The sequence below is a fragment of the Candidatus Pelagibacter communis genome (assembly GCF_001179985.1).
Taxonomy (GTDB): Bacteria; Pseudomonadota; Alphaproteobacteria; order Pelagibacterales; family Pelagibacteraceae; genus Pelagibacter; species Pelagibacter ubique_J.
The window spans coordinates 1-1,310 of record NZ_CVSI01000018.1 but is presented as its reverse complement, the minus strand read 5'-3'; the positions used below and the strand labels follow the sequence as shown (position 1 = coordinate 1,310).

At 31.1% G+C, this 1,310-nt stretch carries 2 protein-coding genes; one reads left to right on the top strand and one right to left on the bottom strand.

What is annotated here, in order from left to right; all coding sequences use genetic code 11:
- Positions 1-846, top strand: an 846-nt coding sequence (locus AMN80_RS00940) for a phosphate acyltransferase (protein ID WP_256997968.1), incomplete at its 5' end; no start/stop codon positions are given.
- On the opposite strand, the gene AMN80_RS00935 is transcribed toward AMN80_RS00940, so the two are convergent.
- On the bottom strand, positions 843-1,310 hold a 468-nt coding region (locus AMN80_RS00935), incomplete at its 5' end, for a BON domain-containing protein (protein WP_102133612.1). The two genes, AMN80_RS00940 and AMN80_RS00935, sit on opposite strands and share 4 nt — an antisense overlap.

Below are 1,310 nucleotides of genomic sequence, written 5' to 3'. Positions count from 1 at the left end.
ATAGTAAAAAAAAAATTAAACGAAATTGGATACGGTGAAAACTTTGATATCGAGATTATAAATTCTACTAATGAGGCATTAAGAAAAAAATATACAGAGTTTTTATTTAGAAAACTTCAAAGATCAGAGGGTTTATTAGAGCGTGACTGCGATAAGCTTATAAGAAATGATAGAGTTACTTTTGGTGCGTGTATGGTATCGTGTGGTGATGCAGATGCAATGGTTACTGGAAATACAAGAAGATATTCTGCGTCTTTAGAGAAAATTTCCAAAGTTGTTGATCCAAGACCAGGTGAAATAATGTTCGGTTTGAATATGATAGTTAATAGGGGAAAAACAATTTTTATTTGTGATACTACAGTAATTGAGTACCCAAATGAAAAACAACTCGCTGAAATGGCAATTTCGGCTGCTAGAGTTGTAAGGCTATTTGGATTTGATCCAAAAATTGCTTTTTTATCTCATTCTACTTTCGGTCAGCCAACCACAGATAGAACAAAAAGAATTAGTGATGCTGTTGAGCTTCTTAAAAAGAAAAATGTTGATTTTAAATTTGATGGTGAAATGCAGCCAGATGTTGCTTTAGAGGATATGTTTCAAGAACTTTATCCATTTTCTGAAATTGTTGGAAATGCAAATGTTTTAATTATGCCAAGTCAACACAGCGCTGCGATTTCATACAAGATGATACAATCTATGAGTAGAGCAAAATTAATTGGACCGCTTTTAATAGGTTTGGGTCAAGCTATTGAGATAGCTCCATTAAGAAGTTCAACATCAGATATATTAAATTTAGCATCGGTTGCTGCTTACTCAGCTGAGATAATTGATTACAAAAAAAATTAATCTTTTTGAATTCTTAAGTCTTCTACTAAAAGAATACTGGCAATAACTTTATTTACGTCCAAGATAGAATTTGCTTCATCAACAACTATTTCTAATTCATCTCTATTTCTCGCTATCCCATAAATGTAGATATTTTTTTTGTAAGTATCTATTTGATAATTACCAGATTTTATATTTTTGTTTAAAATCAAAGCAGCCCTTAATTGGGAAGTTATTAGCGTATCCTTAGCTGATTGTTTAAAATTAAATTTTTCTTTAATTTTTATGTCGTTTCTAACAGATCTCACTCCACTAGTTTCCCATGCAATTTTTGTGATTTTTAACTTCTCCTCTGGATTATCGACCTTACCGGTAATAAATATTCTACCATCTAAAACCTTAGTTTTAACAGACAAGAAATATTTTTTTTCTTCCATAGTGAGCCTGGTTAATAAGTTTTTTTCCATGATAGAGTCGTCAATTTG